The sequence below is a fragment of the Escherichia sp. MOD1-EC5950 genome, from assembly GCF_002965345.1.
GTDB lineage: Bacteria > Pseudomonadota > Gammaproteobacteria > Enterobacterales > Enterobacteriaceae > Escherichia > Escherichia marmotae.
Genome location: NZ_PTSR01000113.1, coordinates 1 through 834, shown reverse-complemented (window position 1 = coordinate 834; position 834 = coordinate 1). Strand labels below are relative to the sequence as shown.

1 protein-coding gene and 1 pseudogene are annotated in these 834 nt (G+C 56.7%); both read right to left on the bottom strand.

Features of this window, described 5'->3' with window-relative positions:
- Positions 1-494: FimD/PapC N-terminal domain-containing protein (locus tag BEA93_RS24540; RefSeq protein ID WP_438830546.1), on the bottom strand; the 494-nt coding region annotated here is incomplete at its 3' end.
- Between the two features lie 14 nt (positions 495-508).
- Positions 509-834 (bottom strand): annotated as a pseudogene (locus tag BEA93_RS24535) (fimbrial protein); the annotation flags it as partial.

Sequence of the window (834 nt, the reverse complement as noted above, 5' to 3'; positions counted from 1 at the left end):
CCGTAATCCCAGTCCACATTCTCCGGCATCTTCACCAGCCCCTTCTGGGGAATGGACAGCGCCAGACTCTGGGTGGAAACATCAAAATCCACTTTCACTGACGGGGCTTTTGTCAGCACATAGCACTGTCGTGTGGCGTCATATCCCTCACGAAAGTAATCTGCACTGACGTAAATCCCGGCCTTCGTCAGCCATGCCTCTGTCAGACACAGTTCATTACTGTCCTGTGGTGTCACATCCAGTATCTGTTTCCCGGCCTCCTTCCCGTTCAGGGACAGGTCAACCAGATAACGCCCCGGTGCATAGCTGCCGTTCAGGGCTGCCCAGACTTCCGGATTAACCCCGGCACCACCCTGGATAAAGGACATATCCAGTTTTTCACCTGCAATACCTGTGGCACTGGCAAAAGCAGCTGATACGGCAAGCGCAAGTGCGGCCCGACGGAAAAACACGGACGAAACCGGCTCTGCGACTGCCTTCTTTCCTGCACACACAATCCTTTTCTCCGTTACTGATACGTGACCACAAAGGTCAGTGCCCCCGTGTATTCCCCCGCCTTCACGTTCGCCGGAAACACCGGCTGCGCACGAAAACGAAACTGTCCTTTAGCAGCAAACTCCACCGGGTAATTCACCGAATGACTGTCCTGAGTCAGACGTCCGCGATAATCTGCCTGTGCATCCACCGCCCACACATCCACGCGAACACCCTCACCGGCACCGCGGGTGACCACGCCCCCTGCATCCAGCTGTCCCGGGTTACCAAAATCCAGGGTGGCGACCTGCCCTGCCTGAAAGGCTGAGCAGCCCTGAACCGTGGCACCGGACTCATACA